The sequence below is a fragment of the Erythrobacter sp. AP23 genome (assembly GCF_001542855.1).
Taxonomy (GTDB): domain Bacteria; phylum Pseudomonadota; class Alphaproteobacteria; order Sphingomonadales; family Sphingomonadaceae; genus Qipengyuania.
This window is the reverse complement of sequence record NZ_LNBY01000017.1, coordinates 1-15,717: the sequence shown is the minus strand read 5'-3', so window position 1 is coordinate 15,717 and position 15,717 is coordinate 1. Positions and strand designations below refer to the sequence as shown.

Annotated in this window: 14 protein-coding genes and 2 tRNA genes; 9 read left to right on the top strand and 7 right to left on the bottom strand. The window is 65.2% G+C overall.

Annotated features, from left to right (window positions below):
* Window position 1: 1 nt before the first annotated feature.
* From ASS64_RS10035 to ASS64_RS10025, 3 genes are all read right to left on the bottom strand, one after another.
* Window positions 2–1,822 (bottom strand): ShlB/FhaC/HecB family hemolysin secretion/activation protein, encoded by a 1,821-nt coding sequence (locus ASS64_RS10035; RefSeq protein ID WP_067693675.1) that lies wholly within the window; start codon window positions 1,820–1,822, stop codon window positions 2–4.
* 156 nt (window positions 1,823–1,978) lie between these two features.
* Window positions 1,979–2,054: transfer RNA gene (locus ASS64_RS10030), tRNA-Thr, on the bottom strand.
* Window positions 2,055–2,077: 23 nt separating this feature from the next.
* Window positions 2,078–2,151, bottom strand: a tRNA-Cys gene (locus tag ASS64_RS10025).
* A gap of 67 nt (window positions 2,152–2,218) precedes the next feature.
* Here ASS64_RS10025 and ASS64_RS10020 point away from each other — a divergent pair.
* Complete coding sequence (locus ASS64_RS10020; RefSeq protein WP_369815369.1) at window positions 2,219–3,055, top strand: acyl-CoA thioesterase; 837 nt, start codon at window positions 2,219–2,221, stop codon at window positions 3,053–3,055.
* A gap of 226 nt (window positions 3,056–3,281) precedes the next feature.
* On the opposite strand, the gene ASS64_RS10015 is transcribed toward ASS64_RS10020, so the two are convergent.
* From ASS64_RS10015 to ASS64_RS10000, 4 genes are all read right to left on the bottom strand, one after another.
* Window positions 3,282–5,219, bottom strand: coding sequence for a pyrroloquinoline quinone-dependent dehydrogenase (locus ASS64_RS10015; RefSeq protein WP_198147692.1), 1,938 nt, complete (start codon window positions 5,217–5,219; stop codon window positions 3,282–3,284).
* Window positions 5,220–5,406: 187 nt separating this feature from the next.
* The gene (locus ASS64_RS10010; RefSeq protein WP_067693668.1) at window positions 5,407–6,204 is read right to left on the bottom strand and encodes a crotonase/enoyl-CoA hydratase family protein; all 798 of its coding nucleotides are present in this window, start codon (window positions 6,202–6,204) and stop codon (window positions 5,407–5,409) included.
* A 78-nt stretch (window positions 6,205–6,282) separates the two neighbouring features.
* Window positions 6,283–6,951, bottom strand: coding sequence for a winged helix-turn-helix domain-containing protein (locus tag ASS64_RS10005; RefSeq protein ID WP_157075157.1), 669 nt, complete (start codon window positions 6,949–6,951; stop codon window positions 6,283–6,285).
* A 103-nt stretch (window positions 6,952–7,054) separates the two neighbouring features.
* Window positions 7,055–8,242, bottom strand: coding sequence for an LL-diaminopimelate aminotransferase (locus ASS64_RS10000; protein ID WP_067693662.1), 1,188 nt, complete (start codon window positions 8,240–8,242; stop codon window positions 7,055–7,057).
* Between the two features lie 135 nt (window positions 8,243–8,377).
* Here ASS64_RS10000 and ASS64_RS09995 point away from each other — a divergent pair, with 135 nt between their 5' ends.
* The 8 genes from ASS64_RS09995 to ASS64_RS09960 all read left to right on the top strand — a co-directional run bounded on the left by ASS64_RS09995 (window position 8,378) and on the right by ASS64_RS09960 (window position 15,485).
* Window positions 8,378–10,243: an alpha/beta hydrolase gene (locus ASS64_RS09995; protein ID WP_067693659.1), complete on the top strand. Its 1,866-nt coding sequence runs from the start codon at window positions 8,378–8,380 to the stop codon at window positions 10,241–10,243.
* Between the two features lie 107 nt (window positions 10,244–10,350).
* Window positions 10,351–11,163: a phasin family protein gene (locus ASS64_RS09990; RefSeq protein WP_067693656.1), complete on the top strand. Its 813-nt coding sequence runs from the start codon at window positions 10,351–10,353 to the stop codon at window positions 11,161–11,163.
* Between the two features lie 195 nt (window positions 11,164–11,358).
* Window positions 11,359–11,733 carry an ATP-dependent Clp protease adapter ClpS gene (gene clpS, locus ASS64_RS09985; protein WP_234002376.1) on the top strand — a complete coding sequence of 125 codons (375 nt, stop codon included), beginning with the start codon at window positions 11,359–11,361 and terminating at the stop codon, window positions 11,731–11,733.
* 37 nt (window positions 11,734–11,770) lie between these two features.
* A complete protein-coding gene (locus tag ASS64_RS09980) occupies window positions 11,771–12,244 on the top strand; it encodes a DUF427 domain-containing protein (protein ID WP_083508293.1) in 474 nt (157 codons plus the stop codon).
* An 80-nt stretch (window positions 12,245–12,324) separates the two neighbouring features.
* Window positions 12,325–13,545 (top strand): LptF/LptG family permease, encoded by a 1,221-nt coding sequence (locus tag ASS64_RS09975; protein WP_083508355.1) that lies wholly within the window; start codon window positions 12,325–12,327, stop codon window positions 13,543–13,545.
* 12 nt (window positions 13,546–13,557) lie between these two features.
* The gene (lptG, locus tag ASS64_RS09970; RefSeq protein WP_067693650.1) at window positions 13,558–14,655 is read left to right on the top strand and encodes an LPS export ABC transporter permease LptG; all 1,098 of its coding nucleotides are present in this window, start codon (window positions 13,558–13,560) and stop codon (window positions 14,653–14,655) included.
* Entirely contained in the window at window positions 14,652–15,167 is a 516-nt protein-coding gene (locus tag ASS64_RS09965; RefSeq protein WP_067693647.1) for a GNAT family N-acetyltransferase, read from the top strand. Before lptG ends, ASS64_RS09965 begins: the two co-directional genes overlap by 4 nt.
* 66 nt (window positions 15,168–15,233) lie before the next feature.
* Window positions 15,234–15,485, top strand: coding sequence for a hypothetical protein (locus ASS64_RS09960; protein ID WP_067693644.1), 252 nt, complete (start codon window positions 15,234–15,236; stop codon window positions 15,483–15,485).
* Window positions 15,486–15,717 lie beyond the last annotated feature (232 nt).

Below are 15,717 nucleotides of genomic sequence, written 5' to 3'. Positions count from 1 at the left end.
GTCAGAACCTCCAGGGTAGCAGGCGGGTGGTGAGCGAGAAGAGCAGCCGAACGTCTCCGCGATCGGCGGCGAAGTCCGGCTTTTCGAGCGGCACGGCCAGCGTCACATCGGCCTGCATCGCGCTGCCATAGGCAAAGCGGACGCCCGCCCCTGCGGACCACAGCCGGTCGGGATTGAGCGGGGCGCGGCTCGGATCCTCGTTCCACACCCAGGCCATGTCGGTGAAGAGATAGCCCTCCCACGCCACTGCGCGCGGACCGGCCGGTGCCAACGAGCCGTAGCCGATCTCGAAGGAGAGCGCGTAGCCATTGTCGCCCAGGATGCTGCCCGGGTCATAGCCGCGTCCGATCGAATAGGTTCCACCGGCAAATTCTTCGAACGCCGGGAGTGGGTCGCCGGTGAATTGCGCGCTCATTCCGAGCGAGAAGCGCAATGCCGGCAGCGGGCGATAGTCGGCCTGGCCTTCGACCCGCACCATCAGCGGGGTGGGGTCGGCCTCGATCCGGTTGGGTGCGATGCCTGCCGCAATGCAGCCTCCGGGATTGGGGCGACAGTCGGGGCTGGCATCGAACACGTCGATGCCCTGGCGCACTTCCACGGCACCGAAAGCGCCGAGGCGGGGCTCGAAGGCCGTGTACCCGTTAGTGCCCGAAATGCTGTCGGCGTCGACATAGGACGAGTCGAGCCGCAGGAAGACGGTCCGCACCCGGTCGCGAGTTAGGCGCAAATCGTTCACCGTCAGGTCCTGGTCGACGAAATCGAACCCGCCACTGAGCACGTGCGAGGCGCTGCGGCTGCGCTGGAGCGGATAGGCCAGACCGAGCGTGGCGAAGAGCGTTTCGGACTCGACGTCCAGGCCCGGCAGGTCGAGATCGGGATCGGTCCAGCTGTAGGTGAACTGGCCGAACATCCGCAGCCCTTCGCCGCCGATCGCGAAATCGTGCCCGAGCTGGACGGTCTGCTGTTCTTCGAAGTCCGCGGTCGAGAACAGCGCGACGCTGGTGCGATCGCCGAGGCCGGTGATGTCGTAAACCTCGCCGCGCAGAAGCCCGCCGAACCGCCCCAGCGATTTGGCGCCATAGTTCTGCACATTGAAGTCGAGCGTGCCGCGACGCCGGATCACCGCGATGTCACCCACCAGGTCGCCGGGTGCACCGTCCGCCGCCGGACGCAGCGAAAGGCGAACGTCGACGCCGGGCAAGTCGTCGGCCAGCAGCAGGTAGCGCTCGGCCCGCCTCGTGTTGAACACGGCATCCTGCGTGATCGGCTCGAGATAGCCGGCGACCAGCCGTTCCGACGGCCCGGCATCGCCGCGCACGCGCAGCGCGGTCACGCGGCCGAACACGATGCGCATCTCGGCATCGCCATTCGACAGGCGCTGCGCCGGAATCTCGACCGTCGCGAGATAGCCTGCCCGCTGCAATCGCTGGTTGGCCGCCGCGCGCACGTCGCACAGCACGGAGATCGGCAGCTCGCGCCCAAGGTAGCTCTGATAGGCCCCATCCAGCGCGACATCGGGCGCCTTTTCCGCACCGACGAAGCGCACCGAGTTGAGCGTGACCTTGATGTCCGCAAGATCGGGCGCGTCGAGCGCGCAGGGAGAGCGTTCCATGCCGCCATCGATCGTCAGCGTGGTCGGCGGTCGGACCGGCTCGCGTGCCTGCGGCGGGGTCAGCTCGGTCCGGCTCGGCACCGCTTGCGCGTATGCAACCGATGGTACAGCAACTGCCGCACCCCCCGCCAGCAGCATGGCCTGTATGCCAAGGAAGGCGGCCCTCGGACCGCGCGCAATCTCGTCGTTGTCGTGCTGGCAAATGCCCATCTGGATCGCCCCCCAACCGCGCGCCTGCGGGGCGCGCTAGCCGAAATTCTCAGCGATCCGACGGACCCTTGGAATCGGGCCTCTTCTCTATGGCAGGGGGTCTGCGTAACACTTCCGCGACGGAAATGTCATGTAAATTCCGGACACTTGGGAAAATGGTGCCGCTTACGTGACTCGAACACGTGACCCCATCATTACGAATGATGTGCTCTACCAACTGAGCTAAAGCGGCACTCTTCGCCGACCAGCGAGAAGTGGAGGCCCGAGCCGGAATCGAACCGGCGTGCAAGGATTTGCAGTCCTCTGCGTAACCACTCCGCCATCGGGCCTCGCCCACCCTCTCGGGAAGGAAGCGGCGCACTAGCGATTCTCTGCCCTAAAGGCAATCGTCACTTCATGCCTTACGTAACGTCAGTCTGGACGCACGGCACGACAGAGGCAATGACCGCCTTCATGAGCATTGCCAGCCTTCTCGATCCGATCACCGCCAAGGGCGGGGAAACCCGCTTTTCCGGCCTCGACAACTGGATGCAGGGGAGGACGCTATACGGCGGTGCCTCGGCCCTGATCGCCTACACCGCGGCGACCCGCGCCTTTCCCGACCTGCCGCCGCTACGCGCCGCGCAGGTGGCCTTCGTCGCGCCGACCGGGCCGGAGGTCGAGCTGAAGCGCGCAATCGTGCGGCAGGGGCGCAATGTCGCGCAGGTGCGCAGCGAGCTGTGGTCGGAAGGCAAATGCACGCTCACCGCCTTCTGGCTGTTCGGCACCGAGCGCGAGGCGAACGCAGTGCACGATGCCGCACCGGTTGCCGACTGGCCCGGACCGCCCGAGGAAGCGGAGATCGCGATGAAGGGCCAGGGCCCGGCCTTCATCCAGAACAATTTCGAGATCCGCCGTGCACAGGAGCTGCAGGGCCCTGGCGAGCCCGTGGTGCGCCGCTGGGCACGGCTGACGGATCGCGAAGGGCTCGACCCCATAAGCGAGCTGATCCTGCTCGGCGATGTCCTCCCGCCCGGCGCAATGCGCGCGATGCAGCGGCAGGGGCCGATCAGCTCGATCAACTGGTCGTTCAACCTGCTCGAGCCGGCACCGCAGACGCGCGACGGCTGGTGGATGAGCGAGAATGCCAGCCAGCATGCCGCGCACGGCTATTCCAGCGAACGGCTGAGGTTGTGGAACGCCGACGGCCGGCAGGTGCTCGACGGGATGCAATGCGTGGCGGTGTTCGGCTGAACCTGGACCGCCGACGCGGCTTTCGGAAACCGTGACCTTCCGCAATTCGGCTGCGATTACAGACATATGCGCCGAAACGCTCTGCAGCACCTGTGACCTTTTCCGGCGGGCGGGCGAGGTCGGCGATACACGCCGGATAGACGATCTTCAAAGAACGTCCCGATGTTAGGGCGGATGGCAGTCTGTAGGAAAGTGCCCAAACCCAGCGGGCGGACCGAACGCCGGCCTATTCGGGCAAGGCGAAGGCGGCCAGGCTGTCGCCGATGCGGGTCCCGGCAGTGCTGTGCCCGCCCGCGGCGATGACGACATATTGCCTGCCGCCATATCGGTAGGTCATCGGCGTCGCCTGCCCGCCCGCAGGCAGCCTGCCCTTCCACAATTCGCGCCCCGTCTCGACGTCGAAGGCGCGCAGGTAATCGTCCATCGTCGCACCGATGAACACGAGACCGGAGGCAGTCACGACCGGCCCGCCGAGGCTGGGCGTCCCGATGTCGAGCGCAATACCACCCGGCGCGAGGTCCTCGGTCGTGCCGAGAGTCCGCCGCCAGACGATCTCGCCGCTTGCGAGGTCCACCGCCGCGAGCACGCCCCAGGGCGGCGGCGAGCACGGCAGGCCGAGCGGCGAGAGCAGCGGTGCACGGTGCATGACATAGGGCGAGCCCTCCATCGGGGCGAATTCGGCGCCATCCTCGATCGCATCGACCTCCTCGCCTTCGTCCGGACGCCTGGTCAGGCGCACGAAGGCGGCGACGTTGTTCATGTTGACCACCAGCAGGTTGCGGCCCGGATCGAAGGCAGCGCTGCCCCAGTTCGCCCCGCCCCCGGTGAAGGGATAGGCCAGCGTGCCCCGCTCGCTCGGCGGCGTGTAGAGGCCTTCGCGGCGCAGGTCGGAGATGGCATTGGCACAGGCCCAGCGGTCCCACAGCGTCACCCCGAAGGCATCCCAGGGATCGAGCGTGTTGCGGACCAGCGGCGGTGTGCGGACGGGAAACGGCTGGGTGGGTGACAGCACTTCGCCTTCCACGCCGCCCTGCGGGACCGGCCGCTCCACGACCGGGAGGAAGGGCTCGCCCGTCTCGCGGTCGAGCACGAAGACATGACCCGTCTTGGTAACCTGCGCGACGACATCATGCGCGCGGCCGTCTTTCCAGACCTGGTAGAGCCCGGGTTGCGCGGGCACGTCGTAATCCCACAGATCGTGGTGCACTGTCTGGAAATGCCATGCCACCTCGCCCGTCCGGCCATCGAGTGCGACGACCGAATTGGCATAGCGATTATCGCCCACGCGGTTGCCGCCGAAATAATCGGGGCTGGGGCTGGAGGTGGGGAGGAAGACGAGGCCGCGCTGCGCATCCACCGAAATCGTCGACCAGACATTGGCATGACCGGTCGTGTCGGCCGAATTGCCCGCCCAGCTTTCCCGCGCCGGATCGTCCGGATCGCGTGGCACCGGGTTGAAGGTCCACAAAGGCTCGCCGCTGCGCACGTCGAACGCGTGGACGATCCCGACCGGTGCATCGGTCCGCAGATTGTCGCCGATGGCCGAGCCGGTGATGACGACGTCGCCCACGATCGCCGGGGCCGAGGTGATCTGGAACTCGCCGGGCCAGCGCAGCGACATGCTCGGCTCGATCCGCACAGACCCACCGACGCCGAATTCGGCGCAGGGCTCGCCGGTGCGCGTATCGAGCGCGATCAGCCGCGCATCGACCGTGCCGGTGAATATGCGCGAGGAACAGGGCGCATCGTCGGGCCCCTCGCCCTGCCAGTAGCTGACGCCGCGGCAGGTGAACTGGTTGGCGGGCCGGCCGTCGATCGGGATCTGCGGATCATGGCGCCAGATTTCTTCGCCCGTATCGGGGGCGAGCGCGATTACCTCGTTGAACTGGGTGCACAGGACCAGCCGGTCTTCCGCGAGGATCGGCGTGGTCTGGAAGGCAGTGCGCGACCGGGCCGAATCGCGTCCCTCGAGCGCGCCGGTGGAGACCTGCCAGGCGATCTCCAGATCGCCGACGTTCTCGGGCGTGATCTGCGCCGCGTTCGAATAGCGCGATCCCAGCGCATCGCCGCCATAGGCGCCCCAGCCTGCGCCGAAGCCGGGCTCGACCGTGCGGACCTGTGCGGCGCGTCCGTCGATATCGAGATCGTCCGCCAGCCCGAGCACCTACCAGATCGCCGTTCCGCCCAGCAGCGATACCGCTGCAAACAGCCCGAGGATGGCGAGCGCGGCCTTCAGCGGCGATAGCTTGCGATTTCCAGGTTTTGTCGTGGCCAAGCGCTACTCTCCCCGTCACCCCGGTCTGGAGCGCCCATTTCCCTGGGGGCGCAATTTCGAGTGGATCGGCGCGCACTCACCCGTCGGTGAAGGACGGGGCGCGCTTCTGCATTTCGGCCATGACCGCCTCGACCTGGTTGGGTGTGCGGATGATCTGATCCTGTTCCTCGCTTTCGGCGAGCAGGATCGCGTCTTCCCCTTCCTCTTGCATCACCTTGAACAGGCGCTTGGCACCGCGAATGGCCTGCGGGTTCTTGTTGGCGATGGTTTCGGCGATGGCGGTGGCGCGGGCGAGCGGATCGTCCTCGACCATGGTGGCAAAGCCGAGGCCGAGCGCGTCGGCACCGGAAAATTCGCGGTTGGTATAGGTCAGCTCGCGCAGCACATCGTCGCGCACCAGGCCGCGCCACAGGGCAAAACCGCCCATGTCGGGCACGAGGCCCCACTTCATTTCCATCACCGCCATACGCGTCGCCGGATGAACCACGCGGATATCGGCGCCGCTGGCGATCTGCAGACCGCCGCCGAAACACACGCCGTGGACTGCGGCGATTACCGGCACGGGGCACTTGCGCCAGGTCATCGCGGCTTCCTGCGAGCGATTGGCATTGCCGTGCGTCCGTTCTGCGAGCGTGCCCGACCCCGTCGGATCCCCGCCGAAGCTGGAGGTATCGAGCCCGGCGCAAAAGGCGCGCCCCTCGCCCGAGAGCACCGCCACGCGCAGGCCCGCCATCTCGCGCAATGCATTACCCGCCTCGGTGATCGCCTCGAACTGCGTGGGGTCGAGCGCATTCATCTTGTCGCCGCGGGTGAAGCGCACCTGCGCCACGCCGTTGTCGGCCAGATCGATGGATACGCGGTCGCTGAAATTCATGGCTCTGCCTCTCGTCGGAAATGTCGTTTGGTCCCTTGGTACCTTACGTAAGCGTAAAGTCCAGCGGGACGGCACGAGTCAGGCGCAATGCGCGCGCATTTCCTCCGCCTTGGGAGAGGTCACGAGGCGATATCCGCCCTCCGGATGCGTTCGCACCAGCCAGTCGCAGCCCGCGATCGCGAGCTTGGCGCGCAGGCGCGAGACATGAACCGCGAGCGAATTGGTTTCGGGCAAATGTTCCAGTCGCCAGACTTCGCGCAGAAGGCGCGCGCTCGATACCCGCGTGCCGGGCGTTTCGGCGAGCCGCCAGAGCAATTTGAATTCGCGCGGGTGCAGCCCCAGCCAGCGCCCCCCGACCCATCCGTCGCGGTGAAACAGGTCGAGCGTGACCGGTCCTGCGGCCAGCCGCCGCGGCATGGCGTCGTTCGCGCCCTTGAGTACCAGCAGACGCGTGCCCAGTTCGACGAAGGCGATGCGGTTTCCCAGCGCATCGCCGAATCCCTGGCCGAGCAGCCCGGCGCGTTCGGCCGGATCGTCGACACCGACCGCGACGACGAAGGCACGCCCGGCAAGCTCGCGCCATTGCGGCAGCCTGCTGTCCGGCCGCCAGTCGAGCACGCCGAGCAGGCGTTCGCAATCCCGCGCGCGGATCGTTGCATGGTCCATCGTCCAGTTCACGAGCCGCAAGTCCCAGCGCGCCGGCACCGAAGGACTGCGCGATAGCCACTGGAGTGTCGGAAAAGTCACGAATCGCCCCTTGCCCCCGGATGAATCCGAAGGTGAAGACAACGCATGTATTTGGGAACGGGGGTAGCGTAGAACTACTACCGTTTCGGATGTTTCTTCGGCGCTATCCGCGCGCGTGTTCGGCGAGGAAGCGCTTTACATTGCGCGCCGCCTGACGAATGCGCTGCTCGTTCTCGACCATGGCGATGCGGACATAGCCCTCGCCCTCCTCGCCGAAACCGACCCCGGCCGCCACGGCCACTTCCGCATGCTGGAGCAATTGCTTGGAGAATTCGAGGCTGCCCATGTCCTCGAAACCGGGCGGAAGCTTCGCCCAGGTGAACATGCTGGCGGGCGGCGAGGGGATTTCCCAGCCTGCGCGCGTGAAGCTCTCGACCATCACATCGCGCCGCTGCTGGTAACGCAGGCGGTTTTGCTCGACCACGTCCTGCGGCCCGTTCAGCGCGGCGCAGGCAGCGGCCTGGACCGGGGTGAAGGCGCCGTAGTCGAGATAGCTCTTCACCCGCGTCAGCGCGGCGACGAGCTGCGTATTGCCGACGCAGAAGCCGATCCGCCAGCCGGCCATGGAATAGGTTTTCGACATGGAAGTGAATTCCACCGCCACATCCTTCGCGCCGGGCACCTCGAGGATCGAACGGGTCGGCTTGCCGTCGTAATAGAGTTCCGAATAGGCGAGGTCGGACAGCACCCAGACCTCGTTCTTGCGCGCCCATTCGACCAGCCGCTCGTAGAAGGCGAGGTCGACCGTCTCGGCCGTCGGATTGCTGGGATAGTTGACCACCAGCACCGTCGGGCGCGGGACGGTATAGGCCATCGCATTGTCGAGCGCCTTCCAGTACTGTTCGTCGGGCGTCGTCGGCACGCTGCGGATCGTGGCGCCGGCAATGATGAAGCCGTAGGTGTGGATCGGATAGGCCGGGCTGGGCGCGAGGATGACGTCGCCCGGCGCGCTGATCGCAGTCGCCATGGACGACAGGCCCTCTTTCGAGCCCATGGTGACGACCACCTCGGTTTCCGGATTCAGCTCGACCCCGAAGCGGCGCTGGTAGTAATTCGCCTGGGCGCGCCTGAGGCCGGGAATGCCCTTCGACTGCGAATAGCCATGCGCATCGGGTTTCGCCGCGACCTCGCACAATTTGTCGATCACATGCTGGGGCGGCGGCTGGTCGGGATTGCCCATGCCGAGGTCGATGATGTCGCGCCCGGCCTGCCGCGCGGCATGCCGCATCGCGTTGACTTCGGCGATGACATAGGGGGGCATGCGTTTGATGCGGTAGAATTCGTCGGACATTCGGCCTCTTTCGAGCATTGGTTAAGTCACACTGATTACCTATTCACGGTGCAGGTGCAATCGGCCTAGGTGCATGAAGCCACGCAATATCCTATGGCCTACCCAACAGGCGCTTGGCACCAGGCAGGAGCGAGAATGACCGACGACGGCCCCGATCCCTTCACCAATATGTTCGAAGCCCCGGCGAAATTCGCGCGCGCGTTGTTCGCGCCGCTGGCCGAGGCGTCCTCGGGCGCGCCGCTGAGCGCGGAGGATATGCAACACTGGACCGAGGTGGGAACCAAGCTGCAGGGGCTGTGGCTGCAGTACCAGACCGAACAGCTGGCCAATCCGCAGGCGCTGGCGCCCTATTTCGATCCCTCGCGCTGGATGCGCATGGCGGAGGACTGGTACCGGCAGATGCCGATCGCCGACCCCGCGCAGCAGCAGGCGCTGATGCAGGAAGGCATGGCGCTGTGGCAGCAGGTGCTGGGGCAGTACGGCCTGGGCGCGGACGGACAGCCCGAGGCCGAGGGCGATCCAGACCTGCCACGCAAGGATCGCCGCTTTTCCGACCCGCGCTGGCGTGCGCATCCCGCCTATGCGCTGATCCACCAGACCTATCTCTTCCTCGCCGAACGCGTCGCGGAGATGGTCGACCGGATGGAGGGCCTGTCCGACGACAGGCGCGAGCAATTGCGCTTCACCACCCGCGCGATCACCGAAGCGGCGAGCCCGTCGAACTTCCCGCTGCTCAACCCGGTGGTGATGGAGCGCACGCTCGAGACGCGCGGCGACAATCTGGTCAGGGGGATGGAGCATCTGCTGGCGGACCTGCGCCGGGGGCAGCTCTCGCACACCGACGCCAGCGCCTTCACCCTCGGCGAAAATATCGCGGTGACGCCGGGCAAGGTAGTCCACGAAACCCCGCTCTACCAGCTGATCCAGTATTCGCCTTCGACCGGAGAGGTGCTGGAGGTGCCGCTGGTGATCTTCCCGCCGTGGATCAACCGCTTCTACATCCTCGATCTCAACGCGAAGAAGAGCTTCGTGCGCTGGGCGGTCGAACAGGGCGTGACCGTGTTCATGGTGAGCTGGAAATCGGCCGATGCCAGCATGAAGGACGTGATCTGGGACGATTACGTGCGCGGACAGATCGATGCGATCGACCATATCCGCGAGCGGCTCGACGTGCCGAGCGTCCACACGATCGGCTATTGCGTCGCGGGCACCACGCTGGCGGCGACGCTTGCCCTCCTCCACCGCCGCGGCGAGCAGGGCAAGGTCAAGAGCGCGACATTCTTTACTGCACAGGTCGATTTCGAGAAGGCGGGCGAGCTGCTCAATTTCGTCGACGACCAGCAGCTGGGCATGGTCAAGGCGATGAGCGCCGACGGCTATCTCGACGGGCGTTACATGGCCGCCACCTTCAACCTGCTGCGCGGCACCGACCTGATCTGGAACTACGTCGTCAACAATTACCTGCTGGGCGAGGACTATCCGGCGTTCGACCTGCTCCACTGGAACGGCGACGTGACCAACCTGCCGGCCAAGTGGCACCAGCAATATCTGCGCGACCTCTACCGCGACAACAAGCTGGTCGAGGCCGATGCGCTGAGCGTCGACAACACGCCGATCGACCTCGGGATCGTCGAGACCCCGACCTATGTGCAGGCGGGCAAGGAAGATCATATCGCGCCGGCCGAAAGCGTCTGGAAGATCACCGAGCACTTCAAGGGCCCGCTCAAATTCGTGCTGGCCGGCTCGGGACACATCGCGGGCGTCGTTAATCCGCCCGAGGCGGGCAAGTACCAGTACTGGACCAACGAGGGTACGCCGCGCACGCTGACGGAATTCCGCGAGGGCGCCAAGGAGCATCCCGGTAGCTGGTGGCCCGACTGGATCGACTGGCTGCGCGAGCAGGACGAGGAAACCGTCCCCGCAAAGGGCAAGCGCAAGCCCGGCGGAAAGGGCGACAAAGTGATCGAAGACGCGCCCGGACGCTACGTCGCCACGCGCTAACGCACTGAAAACACGGTCCATCGCGCCGGATTGTGCACTGCACAAAAAATGCTTGACTTCGCACATGCAATGCCTATTTTGTGCACTGCAACAAAGCGAGGTTTCCCATGGCCGAGAGCCAGAGCAAAATAGACGCCGCCGCCGAGAAGGCCTTTGCCGAGGCTGCGGAAAAGAAGACCGCGGATGCGGTGAACGCCAAGAAGGTCGAGCAGGCCGTCGACGCGGACACCACGGCGCCGGTAAAGGCCGAGGCTGTCGCCAAGGCCGTTGCGGCCGAACCGAAGAAGGCAACGCCGAAGAAGAAGGCGTCGGCCAAGAAAGCCGCACCGAAGAAAACCGTCGCCAAGAAGAAGGCTGCACCGGCCAAGAAGCCCGTCGCCGCCAAGAAGACCAAGGCTGCCCCCAAGAAGGCCGCTGCCAAGGCGAAACCCGCCAAGACCACCCCGATTTCCCAGTTGAAGGACACCATCATGGCCACTGCCAAGAAGACTGCCACCACCGATTACACCGCCAAGGCGAAAGAACTGGCTGCCGACGTGCAGACCCGCGCCAAGGCCGCTTATGACAAGGGCACCGAAATGACCAAGGACGCCGCCGAATTCCAGAAGGGCAACCTCGAAGCCCTCGTCGAATCGGGCAAGATTCTTGCCTCGGGCATGCAGGACATGGGCCGCACCTATGTCGAGGAAGCCAAGTCGGCTGCCGAGACCGTCCAGGAAGACGTCAAGAAGTTCGCCGCCGTCAAGTCGCCGACCGAACTGTTCCAGCTGCAGGGTGAAATCGCCCGTCGCAACTTCGACGCGCTGGTTTCGACCACTTCGAAGAACACCGAAGCCATGCTGAAGCTCGCCAACGACGCTTTCGCTCCGGTTTCGAACCGCATGAGCCTGGCCGCCGAGAAGGTCGGCAAGGCCGCGTAAGCGATACGCACGAGCTTCAATCCGCCGGGCACTCTCTCCTCTCTCCCCCGCTCGGCGAATTGGACACCGTGGGCCGGATGGTTTTTGCCATCCGGCCCTTTTTTCGTTCTGACCCCGAGGCAAACTGCGCTTTCGGGACGCGCGCATGCGATTGCTCGGCGCTGACGCCTTGCGATTTGGCGAAGCGTTACGATAATGGCTGCAACAATGATCCACGCCCTGCCCCCCTTCCCGATCCGCGCCGCCGATGGCGATGACGACGCCAACGAAGGCGACGGCCAGGTCGGAATCGCCACCAAGACGCGCGCCAAGCCGAAGAAGCCGAGCCAGTACAAGGTGCTGCTGCTCAACGACGATTACACGCCGATGGAATTCGTCGTCATCGTGCTGAAGCGTTTCTTCAAGATGGATATGGAGGAGGCGACACGGGTGATGCTGCACGTCCATCAAAAGGGTGTCGGCGTATGCGGCATCTTCCCCTACGAAGTCGCCGAGACCAAGGTCCACCAGGTGATGGATTTCGCGCGCCAGAACCAGCACCCGCTGCAGTGCACGCTGGAAAAGGCCTGAGCCGATCGCATTTTCTGACCATCCCGAACCCGATCCGGTGGCCGAGGGCCAGGAGAGTGTCTGGGATTATCCGCGCCCCGCGATCGCAGAACCGACCGACAGGCACATCGTCATCCGCCATCGGGACGTAACGCTGGCCGACACGCGCAAGGCCTGGCGCACGCTCGAAACGAGCCATCCGCCGACATATTACCTGCCGCAGGCGGATATCGCGATGGACCTGCTGTCTACCAATACGCGGCGCTCGCTGTGCGAATGGAAGGGGCAGGCGCGCTATTGGGACGTGCGGATCGCCGGCGAGACACTCGAAGCGGTCGGCTGGGACTACCCTGATCCCACTCCCGGCTTTAGCGGCATTGCCGGACACATCGCCTTCTATCCCGAACCTTTCGATACCTGCCTGGTCGACGGGGAACGGGCGGCACCCCAGCCCGGCGGCTTTTACGGCGGCTGGATCACCTCTCGCGAAGCCGGTCCCTTCAAGGGTGTCGCCGGAAGCCGCTTCTGGTGACGGCGCTTTTCGCATTGGGGCATGACCTGCGGCCAAAAGCGCGCTAGGGCATCCCTCGGAAACAATTGACCGGCGACACCGTGCTTTCATTCCTGCCCAGCATCGATCGGTACATATTCCGGCTCGTCATCGTGCCGATGCTTTCCGTATTCGCCATTGCTGCGTCGCTGCTCGTGCTCGACAAGATGCTGCGCCTGTTCGATTTCGTAGCGGTCGAAGGCGGTCCGGTGGGCGTGGTCTTCAAGATGCTGGTGGCACTGGTACCAGAATATGCCAGCCTCGCCATCCCGCTCGGCCTGCTTCTTGGAATACTGCTCGCCTTTCGCAAGCTTGGCACGACCAGCGAGCTCGACGTGTTCCGCGCGGTCGGGCTCGGCTACGGACGGCTGCTGCGCGTGCCCTTCGCGATCACTGCGGTGCTGATGGCGATCAACGTCGCGCTGGTGTTCTTCATCCAGCCGGTCAGCCGCTATTATTACGAACAGATGGAATACGAACTGCGCTCGGGCGCGCTGGGTGCCTCGATCAAGGTCGGCGAGTTCACCACGCTGGCCGACCGCATGGCATTGCGGATCGAACAGAGCGAGGATGACGGGCGCCGGCTGATGGGCATTTTCGCCCGCGTCGCGAACGACAAGGGCCAGGTGCTGTCGATCTCGGCCAAGGAAGGCGCTTTCCTCGCCACCACCGACAATCCGGACACCATCATCCTGCGGCTGACCGACGGCACCATCGTGCAGGATACCGGCAGCCAGACCCCGCGCGTGCTGACCTTCACCCGCCACGATTTGCCGATCGACCTGCCCGCGGTCGAGCAATTCCGCGCCCGCGGCGATGCCGAGCGCGAATACATCCTGCCCGAACTGCTGCGGATCGGTTGGAGCGACGAACAGCCTGAAGACAAGCGCGATGCCAGCCAGGCGAGCTTCAATTTCAGATTGGTCGAAGTGGTGATGATGGCGCTGATGCCGCTGCTGGCCGTGGCGCTCGGCGTGCCGCCCAAACGATCTTCCAGCGCGCTGGGCGTGTTCCTTTCGATCATCATGGTGGTCGCCTATCACAAGGTGAACCAATACGGGGAGGACATCGCCGCGCTTGGCCGGCTCGATCCGATTGTCGCATTGTGGGGACCGTTCTTCCTGTTCGCTGCCCTGATCGTGTGGATGTATTGGCGCGTCGCCTATGTGCCCGGCGGGCAAGCCATCGGCGCGCTCGAAATCTGGTTCGGCAAGATGACCAAGCGCCTCGGCCGGCTGTTCGGTCGCAGACGGCTGAAGATCGACCTCGCAGCGGCGGAATAACGACGGAATCCCATGCAGCTCGACTTTTTTCCCTCGCGCACGCTGACGGTGTATCTGGCGAAGATGTTCGCGCTGCGGATCGCGGCGATGCTGTTCGTCCTGGTGCTCGTGCTGCTGATGCTCGACCTGCTGTCCAGCAGCGGCGAAATCCTCGCCGTCGAGGGTAATGGCCAGGGCGAATTGCTGACCTATGCGGCCTTGCGGATACCGCAGCTGATATCGCGCTTCCTCCCCTATTCGGTGCTGCTGGCGACGCTGATCACGCTGGTTGCGCTGAACCAGAACAGCGAAGTGATCGCGATGAAGGCGGCGGGCCTGTCCGCCCATCAGGTGCTCGCGCCGCTGCTGCTGACTGCGGGCATCGTCTCGCTTCTCACCTTCGCCTTCAACGAACGCGTGGTCACCCGCGCGACCGAGACGCTCAAGGCATGGGAGGCGGTCGAGTTCGGGCCGATTCCGACCGAAAGCGGGGTGCGGGCCAACATCTATCTCAACGACGACGGCAATATCCTCACCGCCGGCTATCTCGCCGGCCAGGGCGAGGCGATCGCGATGCGAAAGGTCACCTGGTACAGCCGCAACGACGAGGGAATGATCGTCGAGCAGGTCGAAGCCGACGCGGCTCGCTATGCGGGGCCCGGCTGGCGGCTCGAAGGGATCACCCGGTTCCGCGTGCAGAATGCGGTCACCGACGCGCCCGAGACCATGGTGGTCGGCGAAGGGCTGACGCCCGACCGGATCGACCTCGCCAAGATCGATCCCGATGCCGAACCGTTCTGGACGCTGACCCAATCGATCGCCGAATTCGAGCGTGCGGGGCGACGGACCGACGAATTGCGCGCCAAATGGTGGCACAAGATCTCCGGACCCCTGTCGGCTTTCCTGATGCCGCTGCTGGGCGCCGTCGCCGCCTTCGGACTCGCGCGGTCCGGCCAGTTGTTTCTCCGCGCGGTGATCGGCATGGCGCTCGGCTTCGCCTATTTCGTGGTCGACAACGCCGCGCTCGCCATGGGCAGCTTCGGCGGCTACCCGCCTTTCCTCGCCGCATGGGCGCCCTTCCTGCTGTTCCTGCTGATCGGCGAGACGGTGCTGATTCGAACCGAGGAATGAGCGATTTCTCGATAAGGCTCGCAAGGCCCGAGGATGCCGAACATCTGCCCGCGATCGAACGCGCCGCGGGAAAGCTGTTCGAGACCGTCGAAGGGCTGGCGGGACTCGCCGGAATGCACGCGATCCCTGCCGACGAGCAGCGCAGAATGATCGGCAAGGGCCACTCGCTGGTGGCCGAGAGCGAGGGCAGGATCGTCGGCTTCCTCTCGACCGAACCCTTCAGCCGCGAATTGCATATCCGCGAATTTTCGGTCCATCCGGATTTTCAAGGCCGAGGTATCGGGAGCGTCCTGCTGCGCGCCGTCGCCATAGATGCGCACAATAGCGGATTTCGCGCCGTTACGCTGACGACATTCGGCGATGTCCCCTGGAACGGACCCTTCTACGCCCGGCACGGCTTCGAAACGATCTCGGACCTCGAGGTGTATCCCCGGCTCGCGGCGGATATCGAACAGGAGGTCGAACACGGCCTCCCGCGCGAACGCCGCATTGCGATGATCAAGTTTTTATGAGCTTCACGGGAACCGCCTAATTTCCGGCGCATTGACGCCACAATGTTGCCACAAAGGAGATTTGGCATGAAAGCCCTTGCACTTCCCGCGCTCGCTGCCGCGTTCGCCCTCGCCGCCTGCGGCGAAGCCGAAGCGCCCGCTACCGACGAGACCGCTACCGCCGAAGTGACCGAGACCACCGTGGTCGAGCCGGTCGAGACCGAGACGGTCGTCGTGGACGACGACACTCCCGAAGGCTCGAGCCTGACCATCGACGGCGGCGATGTCGATGCCACCGTCAGCGAAGACGGCGTCCAGGCCAAGATCAAGGTCGACTAAGACCGAACGGTTTACCCGGCCCACTGCCGGGTGAAATACGAAGGCCGCTCCCACCCACCGAGGGGAGCGGCCTTTTTTGCGGGGTGCGCCTTCGACCTCCGTCGAAGGCTTGCGGCACCAGCCCGAGTCTTTGCGGGATGCGCCTTCGACCTCCGTCGAAGGCTTGCGGCACCAGCCCACTCCCCCACCCGGCCACCCATAGAATACCGTGCCGTGGGTGGCCGGGTGGGGG

Excerpts from the sequence above, each read along its gene's own strand:
- ASS64_RS09990 (WP_067693656.1), top strand. The coding sequence starts at position 10,351 with ATGGCCGAGAGCCAGAGCAAAATAGACGCCGCCGCCGAGAAGGCCTTT.
- ASS64_RS10020 (WP_369815369.1), top strand. The coding sequence starts at position 2,219 with ATGCCTTACGTAACGTCAGTCTGGACGCACGGCACGACAGAGGCAATG.
- ASS64_RS10010 (WP_067693668.1), bottom strand. The coding sequence starts at position 6,204 with ATGAATTTCAGCGACCGCGTATCCATCGATCTGGCCGACAACGGCGTG.
- ASS64_RS10035 (WP_067693675.1), bottom strand. The coding sequence starts at position 1,822 with ATGGGCATTTGCCAGCACGACAACGACGAGATTGCGCGCGGTCCGAGG.
- ASS64_RS09965 (WP_067693647.1), top strand. The coding sequence starts at position 14,652 with ATGAGCGATTTCTCGATAAGGCTCGCAAGGCCCGAGGATGCCGAACAT.
- ASS64_RS09995 (WP_067693659.1), top strand. The coding sequence starts at position 8,378 with ATGACCGACGACGGCCCCGATCCCTTCACCAATATGTTCGAAGCCCCG.
- ASS64_RS09960 (WP_067693644.1), top strand. The coding sequence starts at position 15,234 with ATGAAAGCCCTTGCACTTCCCGCGCTCGCTGCCGCGTTCGCCCTCGCC.
- lptG (WP_067693650.1), top strand. The coding sequence starts at position 13,558 with ATGCAGCTCGACTTTTTTCCCTCGCGCACGCTGACGGTGTATCTGGCG.
- clpS (WP_234002376.1), top strand. The coding sequence starts at position 11,359 with ATGGCTGCAACAATGATCCACGCCCTGCCCCCCTTCCCGATCCGCGCC.
- ASS64_RS10000 (WP_067693662.1), bottom strand. The coding sequence starts at position 8,242 with ATGTCCGACGAATTCTACCGCATCAAACGCATGCCCCCCTATGTCATC.